16 protein-coding genes are annotated in these 15,349 nt (G+C 38.6%); 6 read left to right on the top strand and 10 right to left on the bottom strand.

The window, feature by feature from the left end:
• Positions 1 to 346: 346 nt before the first annotated feature.
• Together ACTDJC_RS07760 and ACTDJC_RS07755 are read left to right on the top strand one after the other, a co-directional pair.
• Positions 347 to 1,033, top strand: a complete 687-nt coding sequence (locus ACTDJC_RS07760; protein ID WP_098309214.1) for an MgtC/SapB family protein — start codon at positions 347 to 349, stop codon at positions 1,031 to 1,033.
• An 86-nt stretch (positions 1,034 to 1,119) separates the two neighbouring features.
• Positions 1,120 to 2,115: a potassium channel family protein gene (locus ACTDJC_RS07755; protein WP_440603052.1), complete on the top strand. Its 996-nt coding sequence runs from the start codon at positions 1,120 to 1,122 to the stop codon at positions 2,113 to 2,115.
• Here the strand turns inward: ACTDJC_RS07755 and ACTDJC_RS07750 are convergent.
• Entirely contained in the window at positions 2,105 to 2,512 is a 408-nt protein-coding gene (locus tag ACTDJC_RS07750) for a YugN-like family protein (protein WP_098309216.1), read from the bottom strand. The genes ACTDJC_RS07755 and ACTDJC_RS07750 overlap by 11 nt on opposite strands.
• Before the next feature lie 265 nt (positions 2,513 to 2,777).
• Positions 2,778 to 4,130 carry a glucose-6-phosphate isomerase gene (locus ACTDJC_RS07745; RefSeq protein ID WP_253630741.1) on the bottom strand — a complete coding sequence of 451 codons (1,353 nt, stop codon included), beginning with the start codon at positions 4,128 to 4,130 and terminating at the stop codon, positions 2,778 to 2,780.
• 279 nt (positions 4,131 to 4,409) lie between these two features.
• On the opposite strand from ACTDJC_RS07745, the gene ACTDJC_RS07740 reads away from it, so the two are divergent.
• Positions 4,410 to 4,643, top strand: coding sequence for a DUF378 domain-containing protein (locus ACTDJC_RS07740; RefSeq protein ID WP_098309218.1), 234 nt, complete (start codon positions 4,410 to 4,412; stop codon positions 4,641 to 4,643).
• A gap of 223 nt (positions 4,644 to 4,866) precedes the next feature.
• Here the strand turns inward: ACTDJC_RS07740 and yugI are convergent, their stop codons facing one another.
• The 3 genes from yugI to ACTDJC_RS07725 all read right to left on the bottom strand — a co-directional run bounded on the left by yugI (position 4,867) and on the right by ACTDJC_RS07725 (position 7,053).
• Entirely contained in the window at positions 4,867 to 5,211 is a 345-nt protein-coding gene (gene yugI / locus ACTDJC_RS07735; RefSeq protein WP_098309219.1) for a S1 domain-containing post-transcriptional regulator GSP13, read from the bottom strand.
• 157 nt (positions 5,212 to 5,368) lie between these two features.
• Complete coding sequence (locus ACTDJC_RS07730; protein ID WP_440603051.1) at positions 5,369 to 6,559, bottom strand: aminotransferase; 1,191 nt, start codon at positions 6,557 to 6,559, stop codon at positions 5,369 to 5,371.
• A complete protein-coding gene (locus tag ACTDJC_RS07725; RefSeq protein ID WP_098309221.1) occupies positions 6,556 to 7,053 on the bottom strand; it encodes an Lrp/AsnC family transcriptional regulator in 498 nt (165 codons plus the stop codon). The genes ACTDJC_RS07730 and ACTDJC_RS07725 overlap by 4 nt, the downstream gene beginning before the upstream one ends.
• A gap of 204 nt (positions 7,054 to 7,257) precedes the next feature.
• Here ACTDJC_RS07725 and ACTDJC_RS07720 point away from each other — a divergent pair, with 204 nt between their 5' ends.
• The gene (locus tag ACTDJC_RS07720; protein ID WP_440603050.1) at positions 7,258 to 8,229 is read left to right on the top strand and encodes a 2-hydroxyacid dehydrogenase; all 972 of its coding nucleotides are present in this window, start codon (positions 7,258 to 7,260) and stop codon (positions 8,227 to 8,229) included.
• 74 nt (positions 8,230 to 8,303) lie between these two features.
• Here ACTDJC_RS07720 and ACTDJC_RS07715 read toward each other — a convergent pair whose 3' ends face one another.
• On the bottom strand, positions 8,304 to 9,035 hold the full coding sequence (locus tag ACTDJC_RS07715; protein WP_440603049.1) for a GNAT family N-acetyltransferase: 732 nt from the start codon (positions 9,033 to 9,035) through the stop codon (positions 8,304 to 8,306).
• A 279-nt stretch (positions 9,036 to 9,314) separates the two neighbouring features.
• Between ACTDJC_RS07715 and ACTDJC_RS07710 the strand changes: the two genes are divergently transcribed.
• Positions 9,315 to 10,154, top strand: a complete 840-nt coding sequence (locus ACTDJC_RS07710) for an alpha/beta fold hydrolase (protein WP_429706721.1) — start codon at positions 9,315 to 9,317, stop codon at positions 10,152 to 10,154.
• Between the two features lie 222 nt (positions 10,155 to 10,376).
• Here ACTDJC_RS07710 and ACTDJC_RS07705 read toward each other — a convergent pair whose 3' ends face one another.
• Positions 10,377 to 10,628, bottom strand: coding sequence for a DUF1871 family protein (locus tag ACTDJC_RS07705; RefSeq protein ID WP_098309224.1), 252 nt, complete (start codon positions 10,626 to 10,628; stop codon positions 10,377 to 10,379).
• 116 nt (positions 10,629 to 10,744) lie between these two features.
• Here ACTDJC_RS07705 and ACTDJC_RS07700 point away from each other — a divergent pair, with 116 nt between their 5' ends.
• Complete coding sequence (locus ACTDJC_RS07700) at positions 10,745 to 11,923, top strand: MalY/PatB family protein (RefSeq protein WP_440603048.1); 1,179 nt, start codon at positions 10,745 to 10,747, stop codon at positions 11,921 to 11,923.
• A 188-nt stretch (positions 11,924 to 12,111) separates the two neighbouring features.
• Here the strand turns inward: ACTDJC_RS07700 and ACTDJC_RS07695 are convergent, their stop codons facing one another.
• The 3 genes from ACTDJC_RS07695 to ACTDJC_RS07685 all read right to left on the bottom strand — a co-directional run bounded on the left by ACTDJC_RS07695 (position 12,112) and on the right by ACTDJC_RS07685 (position 15,318).
• Positions 12,112 to 12,780, bottom strand: coding sequence for a DUF3995 domain-containing protein (locus ACTDJC_RS07695; RefSeq protein ID WP_098309271.1), 669 nt, complete (start codon positions 12,778 to 12,780; stop codon positions 12,112 to 12,114).
• 26 nt (positions 12,781 to 12,806) lie between these two features.
• A complete protein-coding gene (locus ACTDJC_RS07690) occupies positions 12,807 to 13,877 on the bottom strand; it encodes a hypothetical protein (RefSeq protein ID WP_255258127.1) in 1,071 nt (356 codons plus the stop codon).
• 226 nt (positions 13,878 to 14,103) lie between these two features.
• Positions 14,104 to 15,318, bottom strand: coding sequence for a HAMP domain-containing sensor histidine kinase (locus tag ACTDJC_RS07685; RefSeq protein ID WP_440603047.1), 1,215 nt, complete (start codon positions 15,316 to 15,318; stop codon positions 14,104 to 14,106).
• Between the last annotated feature and the right edge of the window lie 31 nt (positions 15,319 to 15,349).

The following is a 15,349-nucleotide window of genomic DNA, read 5'->3' as shown; positions in this document are numbered from 1 at the left end:
CCAGGATCAAACTCTCCAATAAAGTGTTTGTCTAGCATCATAAATAAAAATTGACGTTTCACGTTGTTTGTTTCGTTCAGTTTTCAAAGAACTTGTCCGTCGCTCAATTGCGACTTCCTTATGTTAACATCTTTGTTTTTTGATGTCAACATTGTTTTTTATTTCTTTTTTCTTTTCGCTTTCTGCTGTTGTGCATCAGCGACGTTTATTAATATAGCATGGTGAAAATCGAAATGCAACATCCTTTTTAAATTTTTTTTATAAAAACTGTCCAACTTCCCTCCCTTGTACCATATACATAAAATATAAGCTCGTCTATTACCTCAATTTACAGGAAGGGATACAAATGGAACACTTCGATTTATTACTCAAGCTAGGCCTCTCTGCCATTTTAGGATTTGGGATTGGTTTAGAACGGGAATTAAAGCGCAAGCCACTAGGCCTCAAAACTTGCTTAGTTATTTCTATTATTAGCTGTTTACTTACCATTGTTTCAATTGAAGCAGCTTATAACTTACCAAGCTCCGTCTCAAACAGAATCGGCATGGATCCCCTCCGCTTAGCAGCTCAAGTTGTATCAGGAATCGGTTTTTTAGGAGCAGGCGTTATTTTACGAAGAGATAACGATAGCATCGCAGGCCTCACCACTGCTGCAATGATTTGGGGAGCATCTGGAATTGGCATCGCAGTCGGAGCTGGTTTTTATCTAGAAGCAATCTCCGGCATGTGCTTTCTTATGATTAGTGTAGAACTTATTCCTTTTGCAATGAGTGTTTTAGGGCCAAAGTCACTTCGTCAACGCGAGATTGCTGTAAAACTCGTTGTGAATAGTATGGAAAGCATCCCTATCGTTATCGAAGACATCAAAAAGATGGATATAAAAGTTAAAAATATGAAACTCAAAACGTTAGAAAATGGAGCTCATTTTCTACAAATGAAAATATCTGTTGACCAAAAAATGCATACAGCTGACGTGTACTATGCCATTCAGCATCTTGAAAGTGTACGACAAGCCGAAGTGGAAAGCATGTGAAGACTCCCTTATTCCTATGAGGGGGTTTTTCTTCTTTTTATAATGGTAACACTATAACCATATGAACTTGGGAGGAGCTGCAGACATTGAATGCAAGGAGTAGTATTTTAGACACATTTCGCAACTCTATCATTTTACGATTGGTTACCCTAATTACTGGATTCATTATCCTCTTTGGATTTCTTATACACAAATTAGAACCACTCCACTTTCCAACATGGTTTGACGGCATATGGTGGGCGCTTGTCACAACGTTCACTGTTGGATACGGCGATTACGTTCCTCACAGTATACATGGAAGAATGCTCGCAATTATTCTCATTTTATTAGGAACTGGATTCGGCTCCTATTATATGGTATCGTTCGCTACGGAAATGATTAGTAAACAATATATGAAAATAAAAGGTGAAGAGGCTGCCTCTTGTCATGGTCATATGATTATTGTCGGTTGGAACGAACGTGTTAAGCATGTTGTAAGTCAACTGCACGTATTACAACCAAACCTTGATATTGTTCTTATAGATGAAACACTTCCTCTACTGCCTAAGTCATTTCATCATTTACAATTTATTAAAGGCTGTCCTCATCATGATCATATTTTACTCAAAGCAAATATTCGTACCGCACATACCATTTTGATTACAGCTGATAAAGAAAAAAGTGAGAGTTCTGCTGATACACAATCTATTCTAACCATTTTAACAGCGAAAGGATTACATCCAAATATTTATTGCATTGTTGAAATGCTAACTTCCGATCAAATTCGAAATGCAAAACGAGCTGGGGCGACAGAAATTATTGAAGGAAATAAATTAACAAGTTATGTATTTACCGCTTCCCTATTATTTCCTTCGATTTCAGAAGTGCTGTTTACAATTTATAATGAAATTACTGCAAATAAATTGCAGCTTACGCATATTCCTCAGACATACGCTGGTGAAACATTCGAATATTGTAACAGTGCTTTATTAAAACAAAATATACTATTACTTGGTATACAACGCGACGGACAATATCACATAAATCCAGTTCACTCACTTACTCTGCAAGAAAATGATTCACTCATTGTCATTAAACATTAAGGAGATATCCTTCTAACTCTCGAACTATAGCTTTACCAATATCAATATGTTTAGCTTGCATGTCCCCATCTGCATCTTTCGGTTCTGCAAACTGATCGAAAGATAAGCCTGCTGTGAATGTATTCACCTCATCATCTAGTTCATCTTGGTACACATGCGAAAGAAGATAAGGTGTATCAAGACGAACGATAACTCCGTTTACATCAAGCTCTCCTTCAACTGCTGTAAACGGTAATCTTAAAAATTGATATCCGTCTTCTTCATCTATCTTATAATCAAAACACCCTTTCTCATAATCCCAATTCCCACCGATTGTATAACCGAGCGGCTTTAATATTTCTTCTAACTGGAAAAGAGCAAATGTTTGTCCTTCTAACTTTGAATGAATCCCAATCAAATGTATCATCCTTTCTAGATTTTTTTTAGCATACCCATTTCGCGCTCCATATATCGGCGCTTCAACACAATATAAAGACCTTGCGACAACATTCGACGCATATTCATCAAAAAAAGCTGTTGGGATTATCCCAACAGCTTTTCTTATTGTCTAGCTCCAGCGGCTAGAATGGTCGGTGGCTTCGCGCCTTCCTACGAGGCAAAAAGCGCCTCTACGTCAGGAGCTCCATCCCCCTCCCATTCTGAACCAGCCGCTTCCGCTTTTCTTATTTCAAACGTTCTTCTAGTTCTGCTTTTAGTTCTTCGAATCCTGGTTTTCCAAGTAGAGCGAACATGTTTTTCTTATATGCTTCTACGCCTGGTTGGTCAAATGGATTTACGCCTAATAAGTAGCCGCTCATCGCACATGCTTTTTCGAAGAAGTATACAAGATAACCGAATGTATACTCATTTAGTTCAGGAATATTGACGATTAAGTTTGGTACACCGCCATCGCTATGTGCAAGCAATGTTCCTTCGTATGCTTTTGTGTTAACGAAGTCCACTGTTTCACCAGCAAGGTAATTTAATCCATCTAAATCGTTCTCATCTAATTCAATTTTTAGTTCGTGTGTAGATTTTCCTACTTTTAGAACTGTTTCAAATAGGTCACGGCGTCCTTCTTGAATGTATTGACCTAAAGAATGCAGGTCAGTTGAGAAGTTTGCAGAAGATGGGAAAATACCTTTTTGATCTTTTCCTTCACTCTCACCAAATAATTGTTTCCACCATTCAGCAAAATATTGAAGTGCTGGTTCGTAGTTAACAAGCATTTCAATTGTTTTACCTTTATTGTATAAAGCATTGCGTACAACTGCATATTGATAAGCTGGATTTTCTTCAAGTTCTGATTTCGCAAAATCATCACTAGCTACAGCTGCCCCTTGCATCATTTCTTCAATATTTAAACCACTTACAGCAATCGGCAATAAACCAACTGGTGTTAATACAGAGAAGCGACCACCAACATCATCTGGAATCACGAATGTTTCGTATCCTTCTTCGTTAGCTAATGTTTTTAAAGCACCGCGCGCTTTATCTGTCGTTGCATAAATACGTTTACGCGCTTCTTCTTTTCCGTATTTCTCTTCTAATAGCTTACGGAAAATGCGGAATGCAATTGCAGGCTCTGTTGTTGTACCTGATTTAGAAATAACGTTAATAGAGAAGTCTTTACCTTCTAATACATCCATTAAATCTTTCATGTAAGTGGAGCTAATGTTTTGTCCAACAAATAGCACTTGTGGAGTTTTGCGTTGTTCCTTAGACAGCGTGTTGTAGAAAGAATGGTTTAGCATTTCAATTGCTGCTCGCGCTCCTAAGTAAGAACCACCAATCCCAATAACAAGTAAAATGTCAGAATCATTTTTAATTTTCTCAGCGCATTTTTGAATGCGAGCAAATTCCTCTTTATCGTATGCAAGCGGAAGTTCTACCCAACCTAAGAAGTCATTTCCTGCTCCTGTTTTTTCATGAATTGCATGGTGTGATACTTTTACTGCATCACGTAAATATGTTAATTCTTGTTCACTGATGAACGATAACGCCTTTGAATAGTCAAACGTTACATGTGTGCTCATCTTTTTCCCTCCAATACAATATGTATATGTATTTCTGTCTTCACTTTAGCGAAACCACAGTTGTAAATCAAGCGAACTACAAATTGTAAGCGTAGCCAATTTATTTTTTTTACAAAATCGTCATAACTTCCGTTTTTTGGTCTAGACAAGTATACAATGAGAAATTTTAATTTTTTGGGTATAAGAACAACAAAAGGTATCCATTCTATAAAGGAAGCTTCATTAAACGAGTGAATGTATCTCGTTTTTGCTTCATCATTTAAGGAGGGACTGCTTAAAATGAGTACATTACAACGCATTGCCTTAGTATTTACAATTATCGGCGCAGTAAACTGGGGACTCATTGGTTTCTTTCAATTCGATTTAGTAGCAGCTATCTTCGGAGGGCAAGATACAGCATTTGCTCGAATTATCTATGGTATTGTGGGTATTTCAGGTTTAATTAACCTTGGCTTATTATTTAAACCTTCTGAAGAACTTGGAACACACCCAGAAGCACGTGAAGTACGATAAATCTAATACCATTCTAAAATGATATTATAAAACATGCATCTCCACTTGTTTTCACACAAGTGGAGATCTATGATGCTTTACTAACTTCTGACATACGGATGTTTCTTTATACTGATTACAAATGCAGCAAAAGAAATGTTTGATTATTTTATATCATAATGTATCACATTCACCGATTACTTGGTGAACAAGTAATAAAAGCAGAGAGCTATGCTCCCTGCTTTTATTTTGTGATTTGAGATTCTTCAATCCACTCTGTTAACTTTTCTCGCAATGTGTTAAATCCATTTGCAGAAGGATTCGGTATACGCACCTTTCCTTGCTTACGTTTGGCAGCCTTCAATGATAGACTCATTTTTCCGTTCTCTCTATTAACTGAAAGCACCTTTACTTCTACTTCATCCCCAACTTTTAAAAAATCATGAATATCTTTCACATACCCATTTGTAATTTCAGATATATGCACAAGACCTTGCGTTTCTTCATCTAATGCAACGAATGCACCGTAATCTTGAATTCCTGTCACTTTTCCCTTCACAACCACTCCTGTTGTGTACTTGTCTGACATAAGAAACACTCCCATATGTTTTACCTTTTGTATTAGTAAATTATACCACTTACTAACATTTCATTCAAAAATCATGAAAAAATTTTCCTTAACATGTATAAATCTTCAAATATCGGGATAAAATACTAACACATGGCTTTCTAGTATTCCCCCCCTTTTATGGACAAAACGTATTATGTTTTGTCCTTTTTTCGTTCTCCATAAACCGTTTCATGCGTTTCATCGCTTCCATAAGTTGTTCAAGTGATGTTGCGTATGAACAGCGAATAAATCCTTCACCACTCTCGCCAAACACACTTCCAGGTACAACAGCGACTTTTTCCGCTAATAATAAACGTTCGGCAAATTCCGCCGAAGATAATCCCGTTGAACGAATTGAAGGAAATACATAGAATGCTCCGCCTGGCATATGACAATCTAGTCCCATTTCATTAAATGAAGTCGCCATAAAGTTTCGGCGTTGTTTATAGCTCTCACGCATTCGAACAACTTCTTGTTCTCCAGAGCGAAGTGCTTCTAATGCTGCAAATTGCGACATCGTCGGCGCACACATCATAGAATATTGATGGATCTTTAACATCAATTCCGCAAAATGTTGAGGGGCTGCGATCAAACCTAGGCGCCAACCTGTCATCGCAAATCCTTTTGAAAAACCAGAGATTAAAATTGTATGATCACGCATATGTTTCACACTCGCAAAGCTGGTATATGTCTCATCATAGACAAGCTCTGCATAAATCTCATCGGATAGTACGATTAAATTGTATTTCTCTATAATGACCGCAAGTTTTTCTAACTCTTCTTTATTTAAGAGCGTTCCTGTCGGATTGTTTGGCGAACATAATAAAATCGCTTTCGTGTTCGATGTAATGGCAGCTTCAATCTGCTCCGGCTGTACTTTAAATTCATCCTTTGGAAATGTAGAAACAGGTACCGGTACCCCGCCAGCCAGCGTAACAAGCGGTGCATATGATACAAAGCTTGGTTCAATAATAATAACTTCATCACCAGGATTTACAATTGCACGCATTGCGACATCTAACGCCTGGCTTGCTCCAACCGTTACAATAATTTCTTCTTTCGGATCATAAGATACTGCGAATTGTTTTTCTAAATATTTTGCAATTTCTTCGCGCAGCTCTAACAATCCAGCATTCGCAGTATATGCCGTATATCCTTCTTCTAATGAACGAATGCAAGCTTGTCTTACATTCCAAGGCGTTACAAAGTCAGGCTCGCCAACACCTAATGAAATAACCCCTTTCATACCCGCCGCTAAATCAAAAAACTTACGAATACCGGACGGTTGTAAAGCTTGTGCTACTTTTGATAATTCAAATTTACTCATGGTGCCACCACAATTCGCTTATCATCATCTTTGTTTTCATATATAATTCCTTCATGTTTATACTTTTTCAAAATAAAATGCGTTGTCGTCGATACAACAGATTCAATTGTCGCTAACTTTTCCGCTACAAATGTCGCAACTTCAGCCATCCCTTTTCCTTCTACAGTAATGGAAAGGTCATATGTACCTGACATTAAGTAAACTGACTTCACCTCTGGATATCGGTAAATTTGCTCCGCTACCGCGTCAAATCCAACACCGTGCTTCGGTGTAACTTTCACATCAATCATTGCTGTTAAACCTGTATGTTCTTTTACCTTTGTCCAATCAATAAGCGTAACATAGTCTACAATCACTTTTTCCTTTTCTAATTTTTCAAGGATTGCTATCACTTCTTCTACATCTATGTTTAACATTTTGGCTAATGTTTCTTCAGATAATCGGCTATTCTTTTCAAGACAAGCTAACAATTCTAATTCTTTTTCTGTCATCATATTCGTCCTTCCCTTTTTGTGTATTTTCTAAATTATACAGACTGCTTTTCCTATTTGAAAAGAAGATTTTTTCAGAGAATTATGTAACAATAAAGTGAAACTTCTATCAGTGGGGTTTGCTTCATCCCCCACTGATGGAAAGCCAGCCTAATCGGGCTCTTACTGCCAAAAAATAGCGGGATAATATAAAAGGGGGATGAAACCATGAAACAAAGAGTATACATTGCAGAACAAGTTCCTGCCTTTGTTGAAGAATACATTGCTGAGCATTATGAATATGAGGCATGGGATAAAAACGAAAAAATCCCACGCCATGTACTATTAGAAAAAGTAAAAGATGCACATGGACTATTAAATTTCGGGGCAATCATTGATGAAGAATTACTCCAAGCAGCTCCGCAGTTGAAAGTAGTAAGTAATATTTCTGTTGGCTATGACAACTTCGATATCGAAGCTATGAAAAAAAGAAACATAATCGGAACAAATACACCGTACGTGTTAGATGATACTGTCGCTGATCTTGTATTTGCATTAATGCTATCTGCCTCTCGCCGTGTTTGCGAACTTGATCGTTACGTGAAATCTGGAGAATGGAATGCAGAAATTAGCAAAGAGCATTTCGGCTTAGACGTTCATCATCAAACAATCGGAATCATCGGCATGGGGCGCATCGGAGAAGTTGTCGCGAAACGCGCGAAATTCGGATTCGATATGGACGTTTTGTACTACAATCGGAGCCGCAAAGAAAAAGCAGAACGAGAGCTTGGTGCAACATATTGCGAATTAGAAACGTTACTACAAAAAGCAGATTTTATTGTTCTACTTACACCATTAACAGAAGAAACTCATCATTTAATCGGAGAAAAAGAATTTAATGTAATGAAAGAAGCAGCTGTTTTTATTAATGCGTCTCGCGGTAAAACGATAAATGAAACAGCATTAATCAAAGCGCTGCAACAACGAAAAATTTTCGCCGCAGGCATTGATACATTTACACAAGAACCAATTGAAAAGGATAATCCATTGTTATCTCTGCCAAATGTCGTTACGCTCCCTCACATTGGTTCTGCGACGTTAAAAACACGCCAAAACATGGCGATGACAGCAGCACAGAACTTAGTAGCTGGACTGCAAGGGATTACCCCTCCAAATCTCGTCAATGAACTAAAGTATTAAACGAAAAAAACAAAACCATGATGGTTTTGTTTTTTTGCTGTGTTCGTATAGATTGCTGCTATTGTACCTTTTCATCATACAAAATTACCGAGACGTACAGATATGCTTTGCAGTAATCTTTTATATCCTAATGAACTGGCTATAGAAACAGACGAGGTGTTTGATTCAAGAGTTTGATATTGCATAATTCCACCGCATTGGAGACCATGTTGTGTCAACGCACTTACAATAGCCTTCCCAAACCCCTGTTTTCTGTATTGTGGATGCGTCAAGATACCAATACTAAGAACACCTCCCTTGTCTCTCCATGAACCTGCCGCTACAAGCTTATTTTGTACAAAACAACCCATTATCGGTTGACGATTCAATTCAATATCACTGTGCTCCCATTCTAATTCACTGCACTCTTCTTTCAATTCATATAAATAATCATGCTGCATTTCATCTATAAGGGAAACTTGATGCGTAAATATAGGATAAAAGTCTGTTTTATCAGCATAGCCGAGAAATGTAGGACCAATTATCATATCAACATAGGAACCGAATAAGTTCTGTAAAAAATCCCGTTCGAATACTATATCAATCGGTTTCATTGAAATTCTCTGCTGCACCATTTGAATAAAAGCTTTCGGAACCGAACAGACACACCAGTATTCATTACGTACTAAATATGCTCCTTTATATCTCTTTAATTCACCCGAATGCTCTACAATTAATAGCTGTCCATTATGTAATGAGAAACAATCAACCTCCAGCTCTTTTCTCAAATACTCGTAGATTGCTTTAGTTGTTTCTTTTAACGTCATGGCACATTCCTCCATTTTCAATGAAAATCATTTTTTCCCTTCTGAATTGTATTCAATACCTAATAACATCGTCCCTCTGAGCAACAAACTATGCGAACACAACCAAAATAAAGTTCGACTAACCCTTTGGAGTGCTCTTCTCCAAAGGGTTAGTTGAACTAATCGGGCTCTTACAGACCGTATCGCTTCTTGAAATTCAGAAAATTACCGTCTGTTTGAACGGGATAAATTTTTTTCAAAACGGAAATCATATGAACAAAAAACAACGGAGTGATGAAGATGGAAAACGAAGTTCAACTCCCTCACTTCACCTTTTCTACAAGAGGGATTACGGTTCATTATGAGCTCTATCAGTCTTTCAGCAAAGAAGAAAAACCAACATTTGTCTTAATTCATGGTTTTCTCTCTTCGACCTTTAGCTACCGGCGTCTCATTCCGCTTTTAGCTCAGCAGGGGGACGTGATTGCTCTAGATTTACCGCCATTTGGAAAAAGTGATAAATCGTATCATTTCACATATTCCTATCAAAACCTGGCAACAATTGTTATTGAACTCATAGAACATTTACAGACAAAAAACGTTATTTTGGTAGGACATTCGATGGGTGGACAAATTGCGTTATATGTAAGTAAATTACGGCCTGATTTAATTCAAAAAACAGTTCTTTTATGCAGCTCAAGCTATTTATCACGAGCAAAATTACCGCTTATTTATACTTCTTATTTACCGTTCTTTTATTTATACGTAAAAAATTGGATTATAAGACGAGGGATCATTCACAATTTGATGAATGTCGTACATGACCACTCATTAATCGATGACGAAATGATGCAGGGCTATGCAGCACCTTTTTATGATAATCGCATCTTTCCTGCTTTAACACGAATGCTTCGTGACCGCGAAGGCGATTTAACATCAAAAGAACTACAAACAATTAAGATCCCTACTTTGCTTATTTGGGGAAAAAAAGATCGCGTTGTTCCTATTAATGTTGGATACCGATTACACAATGACCTGCAGCATTCACACTTTATCTCTTATGAAGACACAGGACATCTATTACCAGAAGAAAAGCCGGAACACGTATATGAAGAAATTATGACCTTCTTAGCAAATTGAACGCACTTGGCGCATACCAGCACTAAGCCCTCGAATAGCAGGATAAAGAAAGAGGCTGACACCCAAAAGTCTAACTTCTATGACCTTCTGGATTTCAGCCTCTTTCTCCCGCTCTAACATTCGGTAAGATGTTTAGCTACGAAGAAACAACAAACCGTCTGTAAGAACCCGATTGGCTCAACTAACCTTTTGGAAAAGAGCGCTCCAAAAGGAAGTTTCACTTTATAGCGTACAGCTTCCGCCACCTTTTAATAGTAACAATTGTTCTGCTAACCATTGACACTTTTCAATAGGTAATGTTTTTTCAAATGATAGCAAATAAATGTGCTGTATTTTCTTTGCGATATATTTCGCATCATCAAATGTACTTACAATGTAGACGATGTCACTTGCTTCTGTTTCATAAAATTCTGGCCCCATTCGAAACGGATCCCAACTCTTCACAAAATCTATCATTTTCTCATACGTCCCCATACACTTCCCGCCTTTTTCTTATTTTCCACTTTTCTTTATCGTATCATATCAGCTATGCTAGAAGAAATGAGAGAAGATTCAGTACTTTTAACCTATTATTGAAAGGAGTAACAAATATGGGGAATTTTAACGAAATGGTAAATCGCCGGGGAACAAACTCCGTTAAATGGGATACACATGAAAACGAGGAACTTCTTCATGCCTGGATTGCAGACATGGACTTCCCTGTCCCTTCACCAATTCAAGACGCCTTAAAAAACCGTTTACAACATCCTATTTTCGGTTATAACACTTCAAGTGAACAAGTAAAAGAAGCAATTTGTCATTGGGTAAAAACACAATACAATTGGGTCATTGAAAAAGAATGGCTTGTCTTTAGCGCTGGCATCGTTCCTGCACTTAGTGTTTCTGTACAAGCTTTTACTGAAAAGCAAGATTCAGTGCTTGTACAGCCGCCTGTATATCCACCATTTTTCGAAATGGTAACAACGAATGGGCGTCAAGTGCTTACCAATCCATTGCGCCTTGAAAACGGTGTTTACAAAATGGATTTTGAACAGTTAGAGAAACAATTTCAGCAAGGTGTGAAACTGATGTTCCTGTGCAGTCCGCACAATCCGATTGGCCGTGTTTGGACAGTGGAAGAGTTAACAAAACTTGGTACGCTGTGCGAAATATATGATGTAACCGTCATCGCGGACGAAATTCATGCCGATATTATCTTTAATGGACGTAAGCATATACCACTTGCCTCTTTATCAGCAAACTTAGCAAAGCGCACTGTTACATGCATCGCTCCAAGTAAAACATTTAATATTGCTGGACTGCAAGCATCGGTTATTATTATTCCAAATGAAAAGCTGCGAGATGCCTTTACCGCTGTGCAGCATCGCCAAGGCTTTCACGGCTTAAACACATTTGCTTACGCAGCAATGCAAAGTGCATACACAGAATGCAATGAATGGCTAGCAGAGCTGTTACCTTATATAGAAGAGAATGCACGCTTTGCATGTGACTTTATTAAACAGCATATTCCGAAACTATCCGTCATTCAGCCAGATGGTACATTCTTACTTTGGATTGATTGTTCCAAACTTGGGCTGACTCAAAATGAGCGAATGGAATTATTAGAAAAAAAAGGGAGAATCATTGTAGAGCCAGGAGAAAAATTTGGTGTTGGCGGTGAGCAACACATTCGTTTAAATCTCGGCTGTCCACGCCCTGTATTAGAAGATGCGCTCCGCCGCTTACAATGCGCGTTTTCATGTACTTCCAAGGAAAAGCTATCTATGTGACTTAAGCCTGGTTATTATACATTCTAACATTCTTTGATTGAACTACCCCCACCTATCTTCTTTGCTTTTCTCTGAATCTTGAGGTGGGGGTCTTACTGCCCGTTAATGCGGGATAAAAATCCGCTGCTGCGCCAAACCAAAATCTGTATGGTGATAGATTCATATAAGATCCGACGCAGTAGCGGTAATTATAATTTTCCGAAGTCAAAAATTATAGCGAACACAAAAAGCGCAGTAAGGAGAAAAACCAAACTCAAATAAATTAACGTACAGCGTCTAAATGCAGAAAGTGAAACACCGGAAGCTTGCGCATAATGGGAAGCAGTCAAACCTGCCAAAATACCCATAATGACAAACCACGGTTCGTAAAACAAGAGATCCCATACAGCTAGGCTATGGACATCGAGTACAATCCAGCCAGGGAAGTTAATTGTAATAACACCTGCCAAAAGCAAAGCTTTTGTAATCATGCCACTGACTCCATGAGCAATTAAAAAGGCAGTTCCGATAAGAGTAGGGATTAATAAAATAAGACGATGGATCTTTCTGTTTCCAATCAACGGCACCCATTTCGGAATGACCTTTCCCCATGGTTTGATAAGTAAAAGCAAGGCAAATCCACATAACATGATGATGACACCAGCAATGTAACTTGCCATATAAACTGATTTAGGATCATTAAATTGGCCCGAAAGGCCTATCTTCCCCCCTGCCGCTTCATAAAACCGAACAAAAACTGCATACATAAATGCCCATAGACAACCAACGTAACCAGGCCATACCGCTTTCTTTGTAAAGCGTTCAAAAACATTCAATATTTGCACGGAAGATTCTCCATTATTCGTTATTTTGTTCATATTCATGCAACTCTCCTTTTTCTGCTTCAATTTTGATCGTCTCTCCCACAATGCGTACACTTACCACGCCGACGATAATAGTAAGCGATGGCAGCAAGACCAAGTGCTACTCCCCATGGCACCCAGAAAACCATAGGTCCAACCGTCCCCCATATCTGACTGAGGAGGATGTTATCGACTGGCATAAGGTGAAATGTCACAGCAAAAAAACTAAAGGTAAAGACAAAACCGGCTGCAGTTACAGCAATGGCTATAATAGAGGCTGGAACTACCGCGAGCATGATGGGAACTCTTTTACCACCAATGAACGGGAACCAACGAGGGAATATTTCACCCCATTTTTGAATCAAACCAAGTGTAAGAATCCCTCCACCTATGCAAATAGACCCAAATACCCATTCTGTTATCTGTGCCGTAGGATTGAGCTTTGAAAAATCATGAAGGAATTGCGGGTCGACTCCTAAAGGGATATTAAGTGCCCACGCAAAACGTGTGAGGGCATAGGGAATAGGTGCAAGAGCTGCAATAATGGTCAGCCATCTCCCCCAGCGTACCAATAAAAATGTGTTTCCATTCTCTGTCCGTCCACAATATTCACAAGCATCACGGGTCCTACGTTGATATGCGACAGCAGTCATAATCCAAAGAAGAGCACCTATAATACAAATGACCTGATTGAGCATAATCCAGTTAAAAGCAAACTTAAATAAAAAGGCATAAGCCATGACCATAATTAGGCTAATATCAGGAATAAAAAGGAGCAAGGCAACAGCAAAACCCCAAGCAAAAGTAAGGATTAGCCACCGAGGAAAAACATTTCTCCATGTTTTTTGCATAGCTACACCAATCACTATTCCTAGTAAACAAAGAATAACAAAAATGAGGCCTCCAACTTTGGAGGGAAGATAAGTAACCATAGCCGCAAACAAATCCATTTCACCACGTTTGAAGGGATAACCCCCCCCTCCAAGTAACCAATAGAGCTGTACAGCCCCGTAGAGCAGTGACCATCCCACAGCGCCATATCCAATCCATAAGGGCCATCGTGTAAAACCTTTTCTAATCTTTTCTTCAATTATGGGTGATGAAGTCTCCATTGAAATCATCCTCTTTTCTTTACTATTGTAAACACCTACAACCTGAAGCTAAGGAACCAACCAGATAGGGTATTGGTATTTATTTATGTTTCAAAATTTAACCCCACCATCATTCTAATCAGTGAAGGTTAAAATGATGGTGGGGTCTAGTTTAAATTTCGTTTAACTTTTGTCAGGCGTCCAGAGGCTATTTCGTGCCCCCCTACGCTTAGAATTGGGATTTCATTTACACTTCAATTTTTTCACATAAATAAATGCGAGTTCCGTTCGTAGAACTTGTTATTTTCCATTCAAGATTCATTTCTTGGAGCATTAATGAAACAATGGATAAACCAATTCCGGCTCCTTTTTCACTGGAGATGCTATCCATTCCAGGTCCTTTGTCCTCAATAACAATAGCAGTTCTTCCATCTAACTCTTCCAAACTTACACCAACATACCGTCCAGCTTTTGCGTGTCTAACAACATTCTGGAATAGATTATCTAATATACGGGTAAACCAGTGCGGATCAACATTCCACATTAAAGCTTTTTCTGCCAAATGAACTTCTACTTCAAATCCTTCCTTTTCAAATACAGGAAACCACCCTGCAGCGGAAGTCCGGATTAATCGGATAATATCTGTCTTCTTCTGTTGCAAAGTATATTTTCCCGCCGATAATAACGTGTAGGAAAGAAGGTTTTCAAGCAATTGGCTAAGAGCATCTACCTTTCTTTCAATCAAATGAAGCGATTCCCTCCCTTTAGGAGATAAAGTTTCCTTTTGCAATGAATAAGCATGTCCACGGATGGTGGTGAGTGGTGTCCGTAAATCGTGTGATATATTAGCAATCAATTGTTTACGAAGAGCTTCCTCCTCCAGTTCACGTTTCCTGCCGTTTATCAACTCGTCAATCATATGATTGAATGCCGACCCTAGTTGCGCGATTTCGTCCTTTTTACGAACGAGAATTTTCTGAGGAATGCCGTTCTCATCGACTTCGGCCATTGCGGTTTGTAGTTGAACGAGCCGCTTGCGAATTTTCGAGAAAAATACCCAAGATGCAATTAGAAAAATCGCAAAGACAAGCACAGCATATACTAGTAAAAACTTATCATCGATGAAGGACACGCTGGCTGGTTGTGTAACGGAAAGAGGGACTTGAAAAACCATAAAGCCTTGACTCTGGTCGCCGCCAATAAAAGCAATCATTGTGAACAGGTTATTATCAACATTTTTCTTCATAAACTTAGTGCTTTCCTGAAACGTCCATTGGTCAGGTATACTCTTTTTTTCGGGAAGTTTGAGCTGTGTTTTGCCTGCGGCGTCAACCCAAAACATTGTCGCCATTGAATACCGTTCTTTTAACGAACGAAGTTGTTTGTTCACTTGATCCGTGGGCGCCCCGTCCAACTTTGCTGCCTCATCATTCCACATTTGTTCCAACTTTTTTGTATCCATATACTTGACCTTTTGGTACATCTCCTTGTCT

It is taken from the genome of Bacillus sp. GB_SG_008 (genome assembly GCF_052038115.1).
In the GTDB taxonomy this organism is placed as follows: domain Bacteria; phylum Bacillota; class Bacilli; order Bacillales; family Bacillaceae_G; genus Bacillus_A; species Bacillus_A rhizoplanae.
This window is presented reverse-complemented; position numbering and strand designations above follow the sequence as displayed.

What these genes read in the sequence shown, in the direction of transcription:
- ACTDJC_RS07740 (WP_098309218.1), top strand. Translation starts at nt 4,410, where the DNA reads ATGAGTACATTACAACGCATTGCCTTAGTATTTACAATTATCGGCGCA.
- ACTDJC_RS07720 (WP_440603050.1), top strand. Translation starts at nt 7,258, where the DNA reads ATGAAACAAAGAGTATACATTGCAGAACAAGTTCCTGCCTTTGTTGAA.
- ACTDJC_RS07730 (WP_440603051.1), bottom strand. Translation starts at nt 6,559, where the DNA reads ATGAGTAAATTTGAATTATCAAAAGTAGCACAAGCTTTACAACCGTCC.
- ACTDJC_RS07760 (WP_098309214.1), top strand. Translation starts at nt 347, where the DNA reads ATGGAACACTTCGATTTATTACTCAAGCTAGGCCTCTCTGCCATTTTA.
- ACTDJC_RS07715 (WP_440603049.1), bottom strand. Translation starts at nt 9,035, where the DNA reads ATGACGTTAAAAGAAACAACTAAAGCAATCTACGAGTATTTGAGAAAA.
- ACTDJC_RS07685 (WP_440603047.1), bottom strand. Translation starts at nt 15,318, where the DNA reads ATGGATACAAAAAAGTTGGAACAAATGTGGAATGATGAGGCAGCAAAG.
- ACTDJC_RS07705 (WP_098309224.1), bottom strand. Translation starts at nt 10,628, where the DNA reads ATGGGGACGTATGAGAAAATGATAGATTTTGTGAAGAGTTGGGATCCG.
- ACTDJC_RS07710 (WP_429706721.1), top strand. Translation starts at nt 9,315, where the DNA reads ATGGAAAACGAAGTTCAACTCCCTCACTTCACCTTTTCTACAAGAGGG.
- ACTDJC_RS07700 (WP_440603048.1), top strand. Translation starts at nt 10,745, where the DNA reads ATGGGGAATTTTAACGAAATGGTAAATCGCCGGGGAACAAACTCCGTT.
- ACTDJC_RS07690 (WP_255258127.1), bottom strand. Translation starts at nt 13,877, where the DNA reads ATGGAGACTTCATCACCCATAATTGAAGAAAAGATTAGAAAAGGTTTT.
- ACTDJC_RS07725 (WP_098309221.1), bottom strand. Translation starts at nt 7,053, where the DNA reads ATGATGACAGAAAAAGAATTAGAATTGTTAGCTTGTCTTGAAAAGAAT.
- ACTDJC_RS07745 (WP_253630741.1), bottom strand. Translation starts at nt 4,130, where the DNA reads ATGAGCACACATGTAACGTTTGACTATTCAAAGGCGTTATCGTTCATC.
- ACTDJC_RS07695 (WP_098309271.1), bottom strand. Translation starts at nt 12,780, where the DNA reads ATGAACAAAATAACGAATAATGGAGAATCTTCCGTGCAAATATTGAAT.
- yugI (WP_098309219.1), bottom strand. Translation starts at nt 5,211, where the DNA reads ATGTCAGACAAGTACACAACAGGAGTGGTTGTGAAGGGAAAAGTGACA.